This is a genomic window from Xanthomonas sp. AC360, assembly GCF_979258225.1.
This window is the reverse complement of sequence record NZ_OZ409846.1, coordinates 2,318,348-2,337,281: the sequence shown is the minus strand read 5'-3', so window position 1 is coordinate 2,337,281 and position 18,934 is coordinate 2,318,348. Positions and strand designations below refer to the sequence as shown.

Annotated in this window: 9 protein-coding genes and 1 pseudogene; 2 read left to right on the top strand and 8 right to left on the bottom strand. The window is 66.3% G+C overall.

What is annotated here, in order from left to right:
- Positions 1–70: 70 nt before the first annotated feature.
- The 5 genes and pseudogenes from ACZZ0O_RS09960 to ACZZ0O_RS09940 all read right to left on the bottom strand — a co-directional run bounded on the left by ACZZ0O_RS09960 (position 71) and on the right by ACZZ0O_RS09940 (position 14,087).
- Complete coding sequence (locus ACZZ0O_RS09960) at positions 71–6,574, bottom strand: ESPR-type extended signal peptide-containing protein (RefSeq protein ID WP_463590685.1); 6,504 nt, start codon at positions 6,572–6,574, stop codon at positions 71–73.
- A gap of 544 nt (positions 6,575–7,118) precedes the next feature.
- Positions 7,119–7,481: pseudogene (locus ACZZ0O_RS09955) on the bottom strand (protease); the annotation flags it as partial.
- Positions 7,444–7,851 (bottom strand): hypothetical protein, encoded by a 408-nt coding sequence (locus tag ACZZ0O_RS09950; protein ID WP_463590684.1) that lies wholly within the window; start codon positions 7,849–7,851, stop codon positions 7,444–7,446. The gene ACZZ0O_RS09950 and the pseudogene ACZZ0O_RS09955, both read right to left, overlap by 38 nt.
- Positions 7,852–8,797: 946 nt before the next feature.
- Entirely contained in the window at positions 8,798–12,847 is a 4,050-nt protein-coding gene (gene purL, locus ACZZ0O_RS09945; protein WP_463590683.1) for a phosphoribosylformylglycinamidine synthase, read from the bottom strand.
- Between the two features lie 436 nt (positions 12,848–13,283).
- Positions 13,284–14,087: a DsbC family protein gene (locus tag ACZZ0O_RS09940; RefSeq protein WP_311238942.1), complete on the bottom strand. Its 804-nt coding sequence runs from the start codon at positions 14,085–14,087 to the stop codon at positions 13,284–13,286.
- Positions 14,088–14,509: 422 nt separating this feature from the next.
- On the opposite strand from ACZZ0O_RS09940, the gene xerD reads away from it, so the two are divergent.
- Both xerD and ACZZ0O_RS09930 read left to right on the top strand, forming a co-directional pair.
- Positions 14,510–15,481 (top strand): site-specific tyrosine recombinase XerD, encoded by a 972-nt coding sequence (gene xerD, locus ACZZ0O_RS09935; protein ID WP_463590682.1) that lies wholly within the window; start codon positions 14,510–14,512, stop codon positions 15,479–15,481.
- A gap of 382 nt (positions 15,482–15,863) precedes the next feature.
- Positions 15,864–16,328: an RDD family protein gene (locus tag ACZZ0O_RS09930; RefSeq protein WP_463590681.1), complete on the top strand. Its 465-nt coding sequence runs from the start codon at positions 15,864–15,866 to the stop codon at positions 16,326–16,328.
- 90 nt (positions 16,329–16,418) lie between these two features.
- Here ACZZ0O_RS09930 and ACZZ0O_RS09925 read toward each other — a convergent pair whose 3' ends face one another.
- Genes ACZZ0O_RS09925 through lptF form a run of 3 tightly spaced genes read right to left on the bottom strand, consistent with a single transcriptional unit; the run spans position 16,419 to position 18,906 of the window.
- On the bottom strand, positions 16,419–16,724 hold the full coding sequence (locus ACZZ0O_RS09925; protein ID WP_311238944.1) for a hypothetical protein: 306 nt from the start codon (positions 16,722–16,724) through the stop codon (positions 16,419–16,421).
- The gene (gene lptG, locus ACZZ0O_RS09920; RefSeq protein WP_115561269.1) at positions 16,721–17,827 is read right to left on the bottom strand and encodes an LPS export ABC transporter permease LptG; all 1,107 of its coding nucleotides are present in this window, start codon (positions 17,825–17,827) and stop codon (positions 16,721–16,723) included. The genes ACZZ0O_RS09925 and lptG overlap by 4 nt, the downstream gene beginning before the upstream one ends.
- Positions 17,824–18,906, bottom strand: coding sequence for an LPS export ABC transporter permease LptF (lptF, locus tag ACZZ0O_RS09915; RefSeq protein WP_463590680.1), 1,083 nt, complete (start codon positions 18,904–18,906; stop codon positions 17,824–17,826). Before lptF ends, lptG begins: the two co-directional genes overlap by 4 nt.
- Between the last annotated feature and the right edge of the window lie 28 nt (positions 18,907–18,934).

Sequence of the window (18,934 nt, the reverse complement as noted above, 5' to 3'; positions counted from 1 at the left end):
CAGGCCTTACCGCGGCGGCGCACATCGGCGCCGCCGCGTTTGATGCAACTGCGTACGCTGTTGCTGAGCGTTACCAGCCGAAACCGGCACCCACGCCGATCGAGCTGTCGTCGCCGCTCAGCGCACCGCCCACGGTCAACGTGGCGCGCGGGCTGATCGCACGCTGGTAGCCCACCGACAACGCCGACTCGCCGTTCTGGAAACCGACGCCGGCACCGACGCGGTTCTGCGAGGCGATACCGGCCACGCTGGCGGACATGTTCAACATCGCCGAGCTCATCGCGCCCTGACGATCCAGACGACGGTTCTGCCGACGCAGACGGTCTTCGATATCGCCCTGATAGCTTTCGAAGCTGTCGGCCATCGCGCTGTAGCGGCTGTCGGTGTAGCTGTTGGCCGTCGCAATACCGCCATCCAACTGGCCCTTGTTCACCGCATCGGTCGCGCGCGTACCGGCCGCCACATTGGCCACCTGCCGCTCGCCGCCGACACTGCCCACCGACACCGTGTTGGCGCGGTCGGCGACCGAGCCCTGACCCAACGCGACCGCACCCTGTGCACTGGCACGTGCGCCCTGGCCGATGGCGGTACCGGATGCGGCGCTGACCTGCGCACCCTCGCCCATCGCCACCGCATTGGTGGCCACCGCTGCAATCTGCGTGTTGGCGCCGACCGCCGTACTGCCGTCGGCATTGACGCGCGCATTGCTGCCGATGGCGGTGTCGTTGGGGCCATGCGCGTAAGCGCTGCCACCAATCGCGGTGCCGGTGACGTGGTTAGCCACTGCCGCCGTGCCCACCGCCGTCGAGGTTGCCGCTGGCGTGATGCTGCCGACCACCGCTGCCGTCGGCGTGCCTTGCACGCCGGCAGTCGCAGTGGCGGTGCTGACGTTGCTTGCCGCATCGCTAGCAGCAGGTGCAGCGACAGCCGGCACCGTGGCGGTCCGCAGCGATGCCGTGGTGCTGGCAACCGCAGTGCCACCACGTGCATCCAGTTGGGTGACCTTGGTGTCCAGCGCGGTCAATGCCGCGCCCACGTTGTTGTAGCTGGCGCCTTGAATCACGTAGGTCGGCGCAACGAAGACGCCTTGCGCGCCGATCGCCGCACCGCCACCAAGGAAGCTGGCGGCATTGCTGAGCGACTGGAACAACTGACCGCCGTTGATGGCATCGGTGCTGGCATCGGCAATCGCGCCGGCGCCCACGTTGACGATGCGACGCGTTGCCGGACCACCGCGGCCATTGCCGCTACCCACCGACACCGTATTGGCCTCGTAGGTGCGCGAACCCGAGCCCAACGCCACCGAATCGGCGCCGGTTGCACCGGCATTGGCGCCCAACGCCACGCTGTTGACCGCACTCTGGCGGACGAAGGAGTTGTAGCCCAGCGCCACGCTCTTCTCGCCAATGGCATTGGTCTGTTGACCCATGGCGGTGCTGTTCATGCCGCTGGCGCTGCTGTCCACGCCCACCGCACTGGCACCAGTGCCGGTGGCGCTGCTGCCGGAAGCAATGGCGACACTGCGTGCACCACTGGCAGTGGCACCCGCACCTGCGGCGGTCGCGCGATCACCGGTTGCCACGGCTACGCCGGTGCCGGTGGTCTTGACCATGCCGCTGGTGGTCTGCACATCGGCCGCCAATGCATCCAGCTGCCCCTTGTTGACGGCATCGCTGGAGGTCTGGCCGTCGCTGACGTTGACGATGCGACGCGTTGCCGGACCACCGCGACCATTGCCGCTACCCACCGACACCGTATTGGCGTCGTAGGTGCGCGAGCCCGAGCCCAAGGCGACCGAATCGGCACCGCTGGCACCAGCATTCGCACCCAGGGCCACCGCATTGCTGCCGCTTTCGCGCACGAAGGAGTTGTAGCCCAGCGCCACACCATTTTCGCCGATGGAATTGGTCTGACGGCCCATCGCGGTGCTGTTCACGCCGCTGGCGCTGCTGTCCACACCCATCGCGCTGGCACCGGTCGCCGACGCGCTGCTTCCGGAAGCGATGGCAACACTGCGTGCACCCGTGGCAACAGCACCGGAGCCCGCAGCCGTGCTGCGCTCGCCGGTTGCGGTGGCCACGGTATCGCCGGTGGTTTTGAACTTGCTGCTGGTGTTCTGCACATCGGCCGACACCGCATCCAGCTGACCCTTGTTGACCGCATCAGTCGCGGTCTGGCCATCGCTGACATTGACGATGCGACGCGTCGCCGGACCACCGCGGCCATTGCCGCTACCGATCGACACCGTGTCGGCTTCATAGGTGCGCGAACCCGAGCCCAATGCCACCGAATCGGCACCGGTTGCGCCGGCGTTGGCACCCAGGGCCACACCGTTGACCGCGCTCTGACGGACGAACGAGTTGTAGCCCACCGAGACCGCGTTTTCGCCGATCACATTGACCTGACGACCGACGCCGGTGCTGTTGATGCCGGTGGCCGACGCATCCACGCCGATCACGCTGGCGCCGACCGCATCGGCGCGGCTGTTACCACCCAGTGCCAGCGTGTTGTTGGCCAACGCCGCAGCGCTCTGACCCAACGCGGTGGCATTGGTGCCGTCCGCATACGAATTCCAGCCGATCGCGGTGGTGTAGTCCGCGGTTGCCCACGCACCCGCACCGAAGGCGGCCGCGCCGGTTCCCGAGGCACGCGCCGGGATGAAGCCGAAGAACGTGCTGCCACCGACCGCAACGCTTTCGTCGCCGGTGGCTTCGCTGAACTCACCCACGGCCACCGCGCTGGCGCCGGAGGCCAGCGATGCCGCACCGACGGCGGTGCTGTAATCGCTGGACGCCACCGCGCCGTAACCCAGTGCCGACGACAGCCGGCCGCTGGATTCGCTGTAGCCGCCAAATGCCGCGCTGCCGACGTTGGACGCCGCACTGCGGAAGCCCGCAGCGGTGGCCTGGTTGTCCGATGCCACTGCCTCGCTGCCGAGCGCGGTGGTGTAGGTGGAGCTTGCCTGCGCGCCAGCGCCATTTGCGGTGGCGCCGATAGCGCTCGCCTGCGCATTGCTGCCGAATGCGCTGCTGTTTTCGGCCAACGCCTGCGCGTTGCTGCCGACCGCTGCGGCACTGGTGCCGCTCGCCAGCGCATTCAAGCCGACTGCGGTGGCTGCATCGGCCACTGCCTGTGCACCTGCGCCCAATGCAGTGGTGCCGTTGGCGGTGGCGTTGGCGCCCTCGCCTGCAGCCAATGCGTTATCGCCTGCGACGTACGCACCGGCATCGCTGTCGTCGCTGCCGCTGGCCTGGAAATACTTGCTGGTGGTTGCACCGGCTTCGGCAACCGCATTGAGCTGATCCAGATTCACCGCATCGGTGCCCTGGGTGCCGGCCGCCACGTTGGTGATCTGACGCTCGTTGCCGGCGCTGCCGACCGACACCGCAAAGTCGCGATCGGCGACCGAATCGGCACCCAATGCCACGCTGCTTTCGCCGGTGGATTCGGCAAAGTTACCCAACGCGGTGCTGTTGAGGCCCGGTGCCCACGCGGCACCACCCACGGCGGTGGAGAAATCGCCGGACGCTTCGGTCGGCAACAGGCCGAGCAAGGCGCCACCGACCGACACGCTGTTGTAACCGCTGGCCACACTGCCCTGGCCGGCAGCAACGCTGTAGGCGCCAGTGGCGGTGGCGTCGCTGCCCACGGCGACCGTGTTGGAGCCGCTGGCGGTGCTGAAGTTACCCAACGCGGTGCTGTTGAAGCCGCTCGCGGTGGAATACCCACCGACGGCGGTGGCGTAATTGGCCGTCGCCTGTGCGCCGAAGCCGAGCGCCGCAGCGGTGGTGCCGTCGGCGACGCTTTCTGCGCCGATTGCCGTGGCCGATTCGCCGCTGGCGCTGGCGAAGTAACCCATCGCGGTGGATTCGCTGCCCTGTGCCTCGCTCAGCGCACCGACCGCCAGCGAGCCATCGCCATAGGCGCCTGCCGCTGCACCGAGCGCGGTGCTCTGCGCGCCGGCCGCTTCGCTCTCGCCACCCACGGCCACGGCATAGTCGCCGCTGGCCTGGCTGAAGGCGCCGTTGGACACGCTGCCGAAGCCGCTGGCTGCTGCGTTGTAACCGGCGGCATTGGCGTACTGCGCCGTTGCGTTGGCGCCGCTGCCGATGGCCACTGCACCGATCGCGGTGGCATTGCTGCTGGCGCCGAACGCGCTGCTGTAATCGCCTTCGGCGGTGGCATTGGAACCGGCCGCCGTTGCATCTTCGCCCTGTGCGACGGCAGTGCCGTCGCCGGTGCCTGCATACAGGCGCGCGGTGGTTTCGGCGGTGCCGGCCACTGCGTTGAGCTGATCCAGATTCACCGCATCGGTGCCTTCGGTACCGGCAGCGACATTGGTGATCTGACGCTGGCCATCCACGCTGCCCACCGAGACCGTGTTAGCGCGGTCGGCAACCGAGTTGGCACCCAACGCCACGCTGTTGTCGGCCGACACACTCGTCGCTGCGCCCACCGCAACCGAACCATTGCCCAGCACGATGGCGGTATCGCCGATGGCAACCGAAGCATCGCCACCTGCGGCCGAGGTGATGCCAACTGCCACGCTGCCTGTGCCATACGCGGTGCTTTCCGCACCGATCGCGGTGCTGGTGTCGCCGAACGCCACGCTGGCAAACCCCAGCGCCGTGGATTCAAGCCCGTTGCCGATGCTTTCGAAACCGACCGCAGTCGCACCGCGGCCGAAGGCCACGCTGGTGCTGCCAAGTGCGGTGCCGTAGAAGCCCGACGCGGTGCTGTCTGCGCCCAGCGCAGTGGCATAACGGTCGCTGGCGATGCTGTTGAAACCCACCGCCGTGGCGTTGTTGAAATTTGCCACTGCACCGCTGCCCACGGCAGTGGTGTTGATGTCCGATGCAATGCTGCTGGAACCCAGCGCAGTGCTGTAATCGGCAAGCGCGGATGCATTGGACCCTGCCGCGACGCTGTCCACGCCTTCGGCAACTGCAGCGCCCTCACCGGTGGCGACGAACGTGCGCGCGGTGGTGGCGGCGACATCGGAGACGGCGGTGAGCTGGCCGAGATTCACTGCATCGGTGGCTTCGGTACCAGCAGCGACGCTGGTGATCTGACGCTCTGCACCGGCCGCGCCAACCGACACGGTGTCGGCGCGCGTGGCGACCGAATTGGCGCCCAGCGCCACCGAGTTGGCGCCGCGTGCGGTGCTGTAGTAGCCCAGCGCCGTGCTCAGCTCACCGCTGGCCCAGGATTCCGGACCGACCGCGGTTGCGCCTTCGCCCGGTGCGTAGGCGAAGTAGCCCACTGCCGTGGCTTCGGTGCCCGACGCCTCGCTCAACGTGCCGACAGCGGTGGTGTAGGTGCCCGATGCAACCGCACCGGCGCCGAGCGCAGTGGACGCTTCGCCGCTGGCCTGGGTCTGCACGAAGAAGCCCAGCCCGGGAATCAGATCCACCGGGCCGCCCACGGCCGTGCTGCTGGTGCCGCTGGCGCTGGTCTGGGTGCCGACGGCAGTGGCGTAATCGCCACCGGCGTTGGCCACTGCACCGAATGCCGATGCCTGCGCACCGGCGGCATACGCGCCGACGCCGAACGAGGACGCCGCGAAACCGTCGGCATTGGCGCTGGCGCCGACCGCCGTTCCGCCAACGCCGGCGCTGGTGGCACCGGTGGTGACCGGCACACCGCCATTGGTGATCAACGGCTGGCCATCTTCGTTGACCGCAGCGCCGCCCACAGCCACGCTGGCCGGGCCATTGGCCTGCGCGTTATGGCCGAACGCTGCGCTGTTCTGGCCGGAGGCCAGTGCATTGGCGCCCACGGCCGTCGCGTTCTCGGCGGTGGCATTGGCGCCGGTGCCGAGCGCGGTGGTTGCGGTACCGATCGCATTGGCGGCATCGCCTGCGGCCAGTGCGCTATTGCCATCGACATAGGCGCCGACGCTGTCGTCGCCCGGGCTTGCCTTGAAGAACAGCGCAGTGTCTTCGGCCACATCGGCCACGTCGCGCAGCTGCGCCACGTTGACCGCATCGGTGGCGTTGATGCCGGCACCGACGTTGGTGATGCGACGCGTTGCCGGGCCGCCGCGACCATTGCCGCTACCGACCGACACCACGTCGTCTTCGTGGGTGCGTGAGCCTGCACCCAGCGCCACCGAATTGGCACCGGTGACGCCGGCATTGGCGCCCAGCGCCACGCCGTTTTCGCCAGCCTGGCGCACAAAACTGTTGTAGCCGATGGCCACGGCGTTTTCGCCGATGGCGTTGGTCTGGCGACCAATCGCGCTGCTATTCACACCGCTGGCGCTGCTGTCGGCACCGGTAGCGACCGCGCCGGTGGCGCTGGCCGTGCTGCCGGCACCGATGGCGGTCGCCTTGGCGGCAGGTGCGGAGGCACCGCGGCCGACTTCGACCGATTGCGCGCTGGCGGGGAGTGGCGTGACGAATCCGGCGCCGCCGAGCGCCAGGGTGATGGCGGCGGCCAATGCCAGGCTTTGGCGGCGGTCGATGAGCGAGGCTGGAGCAACGGCTCCGGTGCTGTCACCGCTGGCCAATTCCGAGGCCACGGCCCACACACCCAATGATTTGTTCCAGACCTTGCGATAAATCCGATTCATCGACGCACTACTCCTGAGTTGTTGGGACTGGTTTTTGGCGAGCGCCCACCCTCGGAAGGCCTTTCGGCCACGCGATTCCCCGTGGTTGTGCGCGCTATGGGCCTTGCGGCGATGGGCGGCTTGCGCCTGCACCGTGGATAGTCAAAAAGTGAACGCTACCCAACCATAGAACTGCGCGAAGTGTTAACAGCCGTCAAATCCGGCGTCAAGTTTTTGACAGAAAGCGAAGATAAGAGTGCTTTTCGTCACACTTCTGCTTGCTTTTATTAGATTTTTGATAATTCTTTGGAAAACAGCGACCTAGATCATGTCTCTCAAGACATTTCAAAGCTGAATAGCCATGTCTTTTGCGGACAAAAAACCCTGCTGGCGAGACGCCAACGGGCTTGGTTGCGCAAAAACACACCAGGAGCAGGTCAGATGGCGGGTCAGCCCCCTGCGTGTCGGCCGCGGTTGTCCGGCAGCTTCGCCGCTAGCAGCGCCGGATCCGTTTGCGCCAAGGAAATGACGACCGCGCCCTGCATCGATGACAGACGTCGACTCCTTGGCGCGCCAGCAGGCTCACGCCGTCGAAGATGGCGCCCTCACGTTTGAGCACGTAGGTACCTGCGCGCGGCGCGGTGAAGCGCACTGCCTGGCTGGTGCTGCTGCCCATGGATGCGCCGTCGTTGTCGTTGTCGTCGGCGCTGGGCACGCGGCCCGGTGCGCCATACAGCGACGCCTGCCCACTGCAAACGACGTTGAGAAAGCTCAGTCACTGGCCTGCGGACGCCTGGAGCGTGAACACATCCGCCTCCCCGGCCGCAGTGGACACCCAGCGCCGGATCGTGCCGTTTCGCAGGACTTGGGCATCAAGCGTGCAGGCCAGTTCATCGGCGTCGCAACGCCGCAGCGCACGTGTCACCGCCGGTGCCGACTACTGCCGTCATGAGTGCGTCGACCGCATTGGCACCGCCACCGATCGCGCTGGACACAACACCGGCGGCCTCGGTGGTTTGCTCGTTGCTGCCGACAACAAAGCCGAACGCGTTGTAGTCGCACACCGTTGCAACTCCGCCAACCAACACTGCAGACGTATCGATCGCCATCGCATTGCGCCCCACGGCTGTGGCATCGCGCTCCAATGCCGGGCTGCCCGCTCCCAGCGCGCTTGCGCCATCGGCAAGCGCATTGCTTGCTGCCCCCAGAGCAATGGCATCGCGCGCGTCGACGAATGGAAGCACGTCGGTGTCGTCTTCGGCCGGCATTGCCGCGCTGGACGAGAGCGGCGGCTCCACCGCAACGGCAACCGAACCCGTCGACGCGTCAGCGACAGCCGGTCACTGCGCACCCAGACGTTAGCCATCGACCACGCTGTACGGCGTCGTCGGACTACGCGTCTGGGCCATTGCGGTGAATGTGATGGCTCTGCCAGCCCGCACTACACAGATGGCAGCGACCAGGCCGCGGCACACAGGCAGACGGCCCCGCGCCGGCATGTTCGAGATAATCAAATAATGCATCGTCTTACCGGAGGGCGGCCACCCTCGGCATTTTCGATACTCCCCATTGAACACTTACTCTTCAGCATTTTCGGGCGTGTGATAACCGACCACCGCACACCTGATTTGCGAGCATCACGCCAAGGTTTTATCGAGCGCAGCAGCCTCCCTTCACCGAGACTTACCTTGAAAAATAAGCGCCTCCGAGTGCGTGACAGACGTGCTGCTTACACTAAAGACGTAACGCTAGATTAGTTTATTGAACACCCGAACAACTAAATACGGAGCGCATCACGCACGCAAAAAACCTTTGATTCGAATAGCTAGCAACTCTAAAATTTACTTCAAGCAAACCTTATTGTCTTTACGCAATCTGGTCGCGACTGCACAGCTAGGGCAGCATGACCAGGCGCGACACCGTGTCGATCGCCGAGTTGCTGCACAGCACGCGGGCCGCGTTGCCGCAACGCACCGCCGGGAACACATGGATGGACCGACCCGTACGCGCCAGCAGCCGGCTAGAACGCACCGAGTGCACGCCTCTTTCATCGACAGCATCGCCGCACCGCTGCATGGCAACGCGCGATGCAACCCAATCCATCCAGACCATCGCGCAGCCACCTTGCGACGCGGTGGCATCAGACCGTGGGCACAAACGAAAACGGCCGTGTGCATCGCTGCACACGGCCGTCAGGGAGACGCGTGACGCGCGCTTAGCGCACGCGGCTCGGGATCACCTCACTCAACCGCACCACACCCGCGCATTACGGAACATCCGCAGCCACGGCGAGTCGTCGCCCCAGTCGGCCGGATGCCAACTCAGGTTCGCCGTGCGCGGCGTGCGCTCGGGATGCGGCATCAGGATGGTGGCGCGGCCATCGGTGCTGGTCAGCCCGGTGATGCCGTCCGGCGACCCGTTCGGGTTGAGCGGGTACTGCGATGCCACCGCGCCGTTGCCATCGATGAAACGCAGCGCCACGCGTGCGGCGGCCTGGTCCACGGCAGTCTCGAACTCCGCACGGCCTTCGCCATGCGCCACCGCCACCGGAATCCGCGAGCCCGCCATGCCGCGCAGAAAGATCGACGGCGACTCCACCACTTCCAGCAGCGCGGTGCGCGCTTCGAACTGCTCGCTGCGATTACGCAAGAAACGCGGCCAATGCCCGGCACCGGGAATGATGTCCTTGAGCTGGCTGAGCATCTGGCAGCCGTTGCACACACCCAGCGCGAACGTATCGCTACGTGCGAAAAACGCGGCAAACGCATCGCGCAACGCGGTGCGCTCCAGGATCGAGGTGGCCCAGCCGCGGCCGGCGCCCAGCACGTCGCCGTAGCTGAAACCGCCACAGGCGGCGAAGCCGGAAAATTGCGCGAGATCCACGCGCCCTTCGATCAGGTCGCTCATGTGCACATCGAATGCACTGAACCCGGCGCGCTCGAAGTTGTAGGCCATTTCGATCTGCCCGTTGACGCCCTGCTCGCGCAGGATCGCCACCTTGGGCCGCGCACCGGTGGCTACGAACGGCGCGGCCACATCGTCGGACGGATCGAACACCAACGTGGGACGCAGCCCGGGCGCCTGGAAATCGCGCGCCAGCGCGCGCTCTTCGTCGGCACTGTCGGGGTTGTCGCGCAGCTTCTGCATGGCGTGGGTCACCGACCACCACGCATCGAACAACTCCTCCCAACGCCATTCCGCCAGCACCCGCCCCTGCCCGCTCACCCGCACGCGCGGCGCGCCGGTGGGACGCGCGATACGCTGCGCGCACTCGGTCAGTGCATGGCGTTCGACCAGATCGGCAAACGCAGCGCGATCTTCGCTGGCGATCTGCACCACCGCACCGAGTTCTTCATTGAACAGGCTGCGGAACGCGTCGTCGCCCCAGGCATCCAGCGTGATATCCAGGCCCTGGCGCGAGGCAAAGGCCATCTCGCACAGCGCCGCAAACGCACCGCCATCGCTGCGATCGTGATACGCCAGCAACAGGCTGCTTTCGCGCGCATCGCGGATCAATTCAAAGAAACTGCGCAGCCGCTGTGCGTCCTCCAGATCCGGCACGTCGCCGCCGAACGCCGGCAAGGCCGCATCGTCGGCATACACCTGCGCCAACACCGACCCACCCAGGCGCTGCTTGCCGCCGCCCAGCCCGATCAACCACAGCTCGCTTTCTTCGTCGTTGCGCAACAACGGCGTCAGCTGCGTCCGCACATCGCCGACCGGCGCGAAGGCGCTGATGATCAGCGACACAGGTGAAACACTTTTCAGCGTTTCACCGGGAATCGGGAATCGGGAATCGGGAATGGAAGAAGCGGAGGGCTCTGGCAGTTCACCATTCCCAATTCCCGATTCCCCATTCCCGGCAACCCACTGCGCCTGCATCGACAGCGAGTCCTTGCCCACCGGCACGCTCAGTTCCAGCGCCGGGCACAGTTCCATGCCGATCGCACGTACCGCGTCGTACAACAGCGCGTCTTCGCCAGCATGGCCGGCGGCGGCCATCCAGTTGGCCGACAGCTTGATGCTGTCCAGCGACTGCACCGGAGCGGCGCACAGGTTGGTGATCGCTTCGCCCACCGCCATGCGTGCGGACGCGGCGGCGTTCAACAGCGCCAGCGGCGTGCGCTCGCCGATCGACATCGCCTCGCCGGAAAACGTCTCGAACCCGGCCAGGGTGATCGCGCAGTCGGCCAGCGGCAGCTGCCACGGGCCGATCATCTGTTCGCGCGCGGTCAAGCCACCCACGCTGCGGTCACCGATGGTGACCAGAAAACTCTTGGACGCCACCGTGGGATGCGCCAGCACCCGCAAACCGGCCTGCTGCAGATCCAGCGCCGCCGTCTGCAATACCGGCCACTGTGGCGCCGACGGATGCACCGCATCGCGATGCATCTTCGGCGCCTTGCCGAACAGCACGTCCATGGGCAGGTCGATGGGGAGCTGGGAATCGGGATTGGAGAATCGAGAAGGGTTTGAAGCAGCAGCGTCGGCAACCGGCGTGGCGCCGTTGCCATTCCCGATTCCCGATTCCCGATTCCCGGCGTCAAGGACGCCGTATCCCACCACCAACCGCTCCTCGGCGGTGGCGATGCCGACGGCGGCGAACGGGCAGCGTTCGCGGGCGCAGATGGCGGCAAATTCCTGCAGACGCGCCTGCGGCACGCCCAGCACGTAGCGTTCCTGCGATTCGTTGCACCACAGTTCCAGCGGCGACAACGACGGGTCGTCGCTGAGCACGCGGCCCAGGTCGATGATGCCGCCCACGCCGGAGTCATGCAGCAGCTCAGGAATCGCGTTGGACAGGCCACCTGCACCCACGTCGTGGAACCAGCGGATCGGGTTGTCGATGCCCAGCGCCACGCAGCGGTCGATGACCTCCTGGCAGCGGCGCTCCATTTCCGGGTTCTCGCGCTGCACGCTGGCAAAATCCAGCGCCTCGGCGCTGTCGCCGGCGGCCACCGAACTAGCCGCACCGCCGCCCAGGCCGATCAGCATCGCCGGGCCGCCCAGCACGATCACCGCATCGCCTGGCTGCAGGCGCAGCTTTTCGACCTGATTGCGATCGATCGCGCCCAGGCCGCCGGCCAGCATGATCGGCTTGTCGTAGGCGCGGGTCAGGCCCGGGCCTTCGGCAAGTTCGAAGCTGCGGAAATACCCGAGCAGATTCGGCCGGCCGAATTCGTTGTTGAACGCGGCGCCGCCCAGCGGGCCGTCGAGCATGATGTCCAGGGCCGGAGCCATGCGCGGGTTCAGCGCGCGCGGCGCTTCCCACGGCTGCGGCAGGGTCGGAATACGCAGATGCGACACAGTGAAACCAGTCAGGCCAGCCTTGGGCTTGCCGCCGCGGCCGGTGGCGCCTTCGTCGCGTATCTCGCCACCGGCACCGGTGGCCGCACCGGGAAACGGCGCGATCGCGGTCGGGTGATTATGCGTTTCCACCTTGATGGCGAATGCCGACGGCAGCACCGCTTCACTGCGGTACTGGCCGGTGGCCGGATCCGGGCGATAGCGCGCGGCCGGCACGCCTTCCACCACCGCCGCATTGTCGCTGTAGGCCGACAAGGTGTTTTGCGGGGTCTGCTGGTGGGTGTGCTTGATCATGCGGAACAGCGAGCGTTCCTGCGGCTTACCGTCGATGGTCCAGCTGGCGTTGAAGATCTTGTGCCGGCAGTGCTCGGAATTGGCCTGCGCAAACATCATCAGCTCGACATCGGCCGGGTCGCGCCCCAGTTCGGCGAAGCGCTCGCGCAGGTAGTCGATCTCGTCCTGCGCCAGGGCCAGGCCCAGGTCGCGGTTGGCCTGCTCCAGCCCATCCAGCGGCACGCGCTGCAGATGGCCCGGGTCGGGCACGTTGAACAGCGCCTCGGCAGCTGCAGCCGAGCCGAGCAGCGATTGCGTCATCGGGTCGTGCAGCAGTTTGGCCACGGCGCCCCTGGTAGCTGCGTCGTCTGGCCAACCGACCAGATCGATGCGGGTGCCGCGCTCCACGCGCTGGATCGGCTGCCCGGCACCGCGCACCAGTTCGGTGGCCTTGCTCGACCACGGCGACAGCGTGCCCAGACGCGGCACCACGTAATGCGAGGACGCCTGTTCGTCGCGCGGCGCGGGGTCCGCTTCGGCCTGCAGGATCCGCTGCAAGGTGGCCTGATCGGGCGACTGCCCGGCCTCGGCGCGGATGAAATACACGTGCCAGGCGCCAGTAATGCGCAGCGCGGGGACGAGGGTTTGCAGGCGGGTTTCGAGCCGAGCGCGGCGGAACGGCGAAAGGGCGGAAGCGCCCTCGAGGACCATCATGTCCGGGGAACCGTGTCAGAAACGGGGCCGATCATTGTAGCGGAGGTTGGTAGGTGCGGGCCGGGATTGGGGATTGGGGATTGGGGATTGGGGATTGGGGATTGGGGATTGGGGATTGGGGATTGGGGATTGGGGTCTGTGGTCTGTGGTCTGTGGTCTGTGGTCTGTGGTCTGTGGTCTGTGGTCTGTGGTCGGGGTCGGGGTCGGGGTCGGGGTCGGGGTAGTCGGGAGTCGGGAGTCGGGAGTCGGCTTCCAGGCTGGATGCTTGCCTGGCATCGCTGCAGTCAGCCACTGACCACTGCCTTTTTCCGCACGGCAATGCCCCTAAAACGACGAAGGGCCGGATGCCTGCGCATCCAACCCTTCCTCAACCGTGTCCGGTTGTTGCGACGCGCCTTACCGGCGCGCCACCACTGCCAGACTCACATATTCCAGCTTAGCGGCTGCCACCGGCGGTGGTGACGGCGCGCTTTTCCAACGCTTCGCGCAGCTGCGCCGGCGGCAGGTAGCCACCCAGCTGGGTGCCGTCCGGCGCAAAGATCGCCGGGGTGCCGTTGACGCCAAGACGCTGACCCAGTGTGTATTCCATCGACACCGGGTTCTTGCAATCCTTGGAATTGACCGGCTGGCCCGATTTGGCCGCCGTCAAGGCCTGCTTGCGGTCGGCCGCGCACCACACGGCGATCATTTCCTTGTGGTCCTGGCTGCCCAGGCCCATGCGCGGGAAGGCCAGATATTCGACCGCGATGCCCTGCTTGTTGAGCTCGCCGATCTCGCTGTGCAGCTTGCGGCAGTAGCCGCATTCCACGTCGGTGAACACGGTGACGGTGTACTTGGGGTTGGCCGGTGCGAACACGATGCGATCGGCCTTGGGCACGGTGTCCAGCTGCTTGCGGCGGTACGCCAGCAGGCCCGGGCTAGCGGCAAACTGCTTGTTCTGGATGTCGAACGGCTGCGCCTGGATCAGGTAACGGCCGTCATCGCTGACGTACAGCACCTGCCCACCGACCACCACCTCGCGGAACCCGGGGAACGGCGCGGCGCCGATGTAATCCGGCTTGAAGTCCGGATCCAGTGCCTTGAGGGCGGCGCCGACGCGCTGATCCACGTTGCCAGTCGCGGCGGCGGGGGCAGCAGCGGCTGGCTTGGCGCCGGCGGCGCTTGCCGCAGGCTGCGACGATTGTGCGCAGGCGGTAAGGCTGAGCGCGCCCAGCAGCGCGGCGATAGCAAGACGATACATTCACGCATCCAGTGGAATCGGGGTTACCGGATTCTCGCACAGGGCGGATGAAGGCAGCGGCCGCGACAGTTTGTTCGTTCGCCGGCCGGTGGGTTCGTGACGCCCCCAGTGCAGACGAGCGGACTGTCGCGCTTGGCACCGCCAAGTCAGCGTTTGCCGCATTGAAGCGCGCCTAGGTGCGACGGGATTTACTGGCCAAAAGCCGTCGCGTCCGGGCGTGCCTTTGCGTGTTGTCCTACGTGTGGTTTGCCACAATCCGTGAGCTGGCCGCCACGCTGGCGAGCAGCATCAGGGGCGGCGTGCGACTGCTCCTGGGGGCGCCAAACCCTTGGTCGCGATACGGCAAGGCACGCGCTGGCGATACGTGGCCGATCACCAACGTGGCGCATCGCAATATGCGCGGCACGCTCTATGCTGTGGCGATGTCAGCCAGCAGTCCTGCCGAACGTCGCCAACTCACCCAACAGCTGCCGCCGCTGCAGGCGGCCGATGCCGCCGCCATCGAGCGCTTTCTGGATCGCTTGTGGGCCGAGCAAGGTGTGGCGCGGCAGACGCTGGACAGTTACCGGCGCGATCTGGAAGGCTTGGCACGCTGGCGCGATGGTGCCGGCGGCGGCTTGCTGGGCACCGATCGTTCGGTGTTGTTCGATTACCTGCGCTGGCGGACCGAGGCCAGATATTCGCCGCGCAGCAATGCCCGGCTGTTGTCGACCTTGCGCGCCTTCTACGGCCTGTGCCTGCGCGATGGCGTGCGCAGCGATGACCCAACCGCCCTGCTCGATCCACCCCGATTGCCGCGCTCGCTGCCCAAGGCGCTGACCGAAACCCAGATCGAGGCCTTGCTGGCGGCGCCGGATATCCAGACACCGCTTGGCCTGCGCGACCGCGCGATGCTGGAGTTGATGTACGCCGCCGGGCTGCGCGTCAGCGAGTTGGTCAATCTGCCGGCGGTGGGCGTCAATCTGCGCCAGGGCGTGCTGCGCGTGACCGGCAAGGGCAGCAAGGAACGCCTGGTGCCGCTGGGCGAAGAGTCGCAGCATTGGCTGGAGCGCTATCTGCACGAAGCACGCCCGTTGCTGGCCGATCACAAGGCCGTGGCGGCGGTGGACGGCCAGGTGCCGCTGTTCATCGATGCGGCACGCCAGCCGCCCAGCCGTCAGCACTTCTGGGCCTTGGTCAAACGCTATGCGGCGGTGGCCGGCATCGACCCGGCAACGGTCAGCCCGCACGGCCTGCGACACAGTTTTGCGACCCACCTGCTCAACCATGGTGCAGACCTGCGCGCGCTGCAGATGCTGCTGGGCCACAGCTCGCTGTCGACCACCCAGATCTACACGCTGGTGGCAAGGCAGCACCTGCAGAAGCTGCATGCCACGCATCACCCGCGCGGTTAGCGAATGTTGCCGGCAGACCGATCGCGCGCGCCCACGACACATCCATCCGCACACATCACACACGTAGGAGCGCACCCGGGCGCGACGCCGTAGCCGAGAAACCCACCGCACCAAGCGCGCCCCGAAACCCAAGCGCGACGTGGTAACGCGAGACGTGCCAATCCGCACATCCATTGCCGAAGAACCTCCACCGCACCGGCAACAGCATCAAAGCCAACTCCAAACACCGGCCGCAGCCGCTCTGCCGGTACCACAGCCCGCATCGGCCGCCGCGTGTTCGATACGCCGTGCTGCTGGACATCAAGATGCCGCGACTGGATGGGCTGGAAGTGTTACTGCAGCGCGGCGTTGCTGGATCGCTGGCGCCAGCTATGCTCGCGCCATGACGTCGATCGCCGCATCCGATTCCCCACGCCCAGCCGCCTTGTTGCACTGGCGGCTGCTGTCCATGTGCTACGACGCCTGGCCGGTGCTGGCGCTGTGGATGCTGATTTCCGCTGGCTTCACGCTCGGCTTCACCCTGGCCGGGCATCCGGCACGCGAAAACATCGCACCGTTCAGTGCCTGGCAGTGGCTGCTTTGGCTGTGCTGCTGGGCCGCCGCCGGCGGGTACGCCACGGTGAGCTGGCGACGCGGCGGCCAGACCCTGGGCATGCGTCCTTGGCGGCTACGGCTGCAAGGAACACAACAACCTACCTGGCGACAGGTCTGGATCCGCTATGCGGTGGGCACGCTATCGCTGGCCCTGGGCGGTGCCGGGTTCTGGTGGGCATGGGTCGATCGCGATCGTTTGACCTGGCATGACCGCGCAAGTGGGACGCGGCTGGAGCGCCGACCAGCGCGCTGATGCTAGTTCCCGAATTGGAGATCGATGCTGACCGATCCAACTTCGTCCTGGCCAACGCTCTGGTCATTGGACAGGATTTAACGGCAAAACCTATCGAGTAATCGCATCCCGCCAAAGGATCAGCTTGAGCGCAGCCCGCTCGGCCTGCGCTTCGGAACCGGGCAGACCCAGCTGCTCATCGGCAATGTCGATCAAGGTTTTGCCGATCAGCACATGATCGGCGCCTTGCCACAGCAAGGTACAGATGCCGAGCACATAACCGTCGTACTCATCACGTGCTTCCACAACCCCTGCGATGCCGATCGGATCCCACAGGTAATGCAGCACCTCGCTGACCACGCGTTGAAGCTCCAATTGCTCCAAGCCTGACATAAGAGCCACTTCGGGCCCGGTCAACTACTGCGCCGCCGGAACAACCACGCCGACACGCCCAGCATCACCATCGGTGGCAGTGCGTAGGCGATGCGGTAATCCAGCTTTAGCGCGCCCGCCATACGGCCGAAGAACAGCTGCAGCAGCCAGAAGCCGAGGGCGAACAAGATGCCCAAAAACAGGCGCTTGCCCAGGCCGCCGCTGCGCAGCGAACCGAACGAGAACGGAATCGCCGCCATGCACAACGCCAACACGTTGAGCGGGTAGAACCAGCGGCTCCAGTACTGATCTTCGTAATCGCGCGCGTCCAGTCCGTTGCGGCGACGGTATTCGATGCTCTGCTCCAGCTCGTGCGCCGAGAGATTGCGCGGCTTGGCCAATCCAGCCGCCAGCGCCGCAGGACTCAGTTGCGATTGCCATGGCAGCTCGGGGAAGGTTTCGCGCTGCACCGAACGTTCCTGGAAGGTATCGCGACGCACCTGGCGCAAGGTCCAACGGCCATCGCGGTGCTCGGCCACGGAGGCGTAGGTCAGCTGCTGCAGCCTGCCGTTGGCATCCAGGTGATACAGCCGCACATCGTGCAGATCGAGCGCGGTGCCGCCGCCGTCGAGCAGCTTTTCTTCGCCGCTGAGCGCGTTGAGGAAGGTGTCGCCTTCGCGTGCCCACAGGCCCGAATAGCGCGAGGACGCCATGCTGTTGTTGTAGCGGGCACTGGCCTTGAGGCTGTCGGCCTGGTTCTGCGCCCATGGCCCGACGGTTTCGCCGCTGATCACCATGCTGGCGGTCAACAGCGCCATCGCTGCCACCACCGAGGCGGACATGCGCTTGCGCGACACGCCCAGCGCGCGCAAGGCGGTCAATTCGGATGTGGCCGCCAGCTGGCCCAGGCCCATCAGCGCGCCAATCACCGCAGCGGTGGGGAACAAGGTGTAAGCGCGACGCGGCACGGTGTAGGCCACAAAGGCCACCGCGTGACCGAAGCTGTAGCTGCCTTGGCCGATGTTCTTGGCCTCGCTGGCGAAGGCGTTGACCAGGTCCAGACCCAGCAGCACCGCCCAGGTCAGCAGCACGGTGAACAACACCACGCGACCGACGTACCAATCATGGACCCGCGGGGTCAGCCTCATGCGGTCGCCCTCGGCCGACGCACGCGGCCATCGCGTGCATACGCCCAGACCGCCACCGCCAGCAGCGGCAGCGTCAGCCACCACAAGCCCAGCGCAGCCGGGGTCTTGCCGTTGGCGATCCACTGGGTGCCGACGATCATCAGATTGGTGCCCACCATGTAGGCCAGGAACGCCAGCATGATCCGGCCGTAGCGCTGCTGCCGTGGCGCGCTGCGCGACAGCGGCAGGGTCAGCAGCGCGAAGGCCAGCGCCAGCAGGGGCGGCGCCAGGCGCTCGTGCAACTGCGCACGTGCAACCGGGCGCTCATCGGACAGCAGCTGCGTGGTCCACATCACTTCCGGGTCGTTGGCGTCGTGGGTCCGGGTGCGATCGGGCAAGGCCACGTCGTTGCTGGCGAACTTCATCAAGCGGTAGTCCAGGGTGTCGCCGGCGGCCGGGCCTTCGATGCGGTAGCCGTCCTCCAGACGCAGGTAACGGTCGGTCTTGCCTTCGAAGAACATCGCGCCGCGCTGGGCAGTGACCACGTCGATGCGGTCGTCCTTCTGGCGCTGCATGAAGACCTTGCCCAGGCCCTTGCCATCGGCAGAGATGGTGGTCAGGTAGACCACGCCACCGCCGGACAGCGGGGTGAACTTGCCCGACTCCAGGCCAGCCATCAGCACGCTGCGGTTGGCGTCTTCCAGCATGGTTTCGGCGGTGCGGCTGGCCCAGGGACCCAGCCACAGCGAGCACAGCCCGATGATGATCACCACCGGCACCACCAGCATCAGCATCGGCCGCAACATGCGCTTGGGGCCGACGCCAATGGCGGTAATGACCGCCATTTCTGAATCGCGGTACAGCCGCGCCAGCGCCAATAACAGGCCCAGCATCAACGCCAGCGGCAGGATGATTGGCAGATAGGCAACAAATTGCAGGCCCACCTGAGACAGCAGCAAGCGCGCTGGGATGCGGCCATCGGCGATATTGCCGAGGATATCCACCAGCACACCGCCGACGCTGACGACCAGCAGCACGATCAAGGTGGCCAGGAAGCTCTGGGTGAAATCGCTAAGCAGATATCGATCGAGCTTCGGCATAGGGTGGGCTTGTTTTAAACTCTCGGAT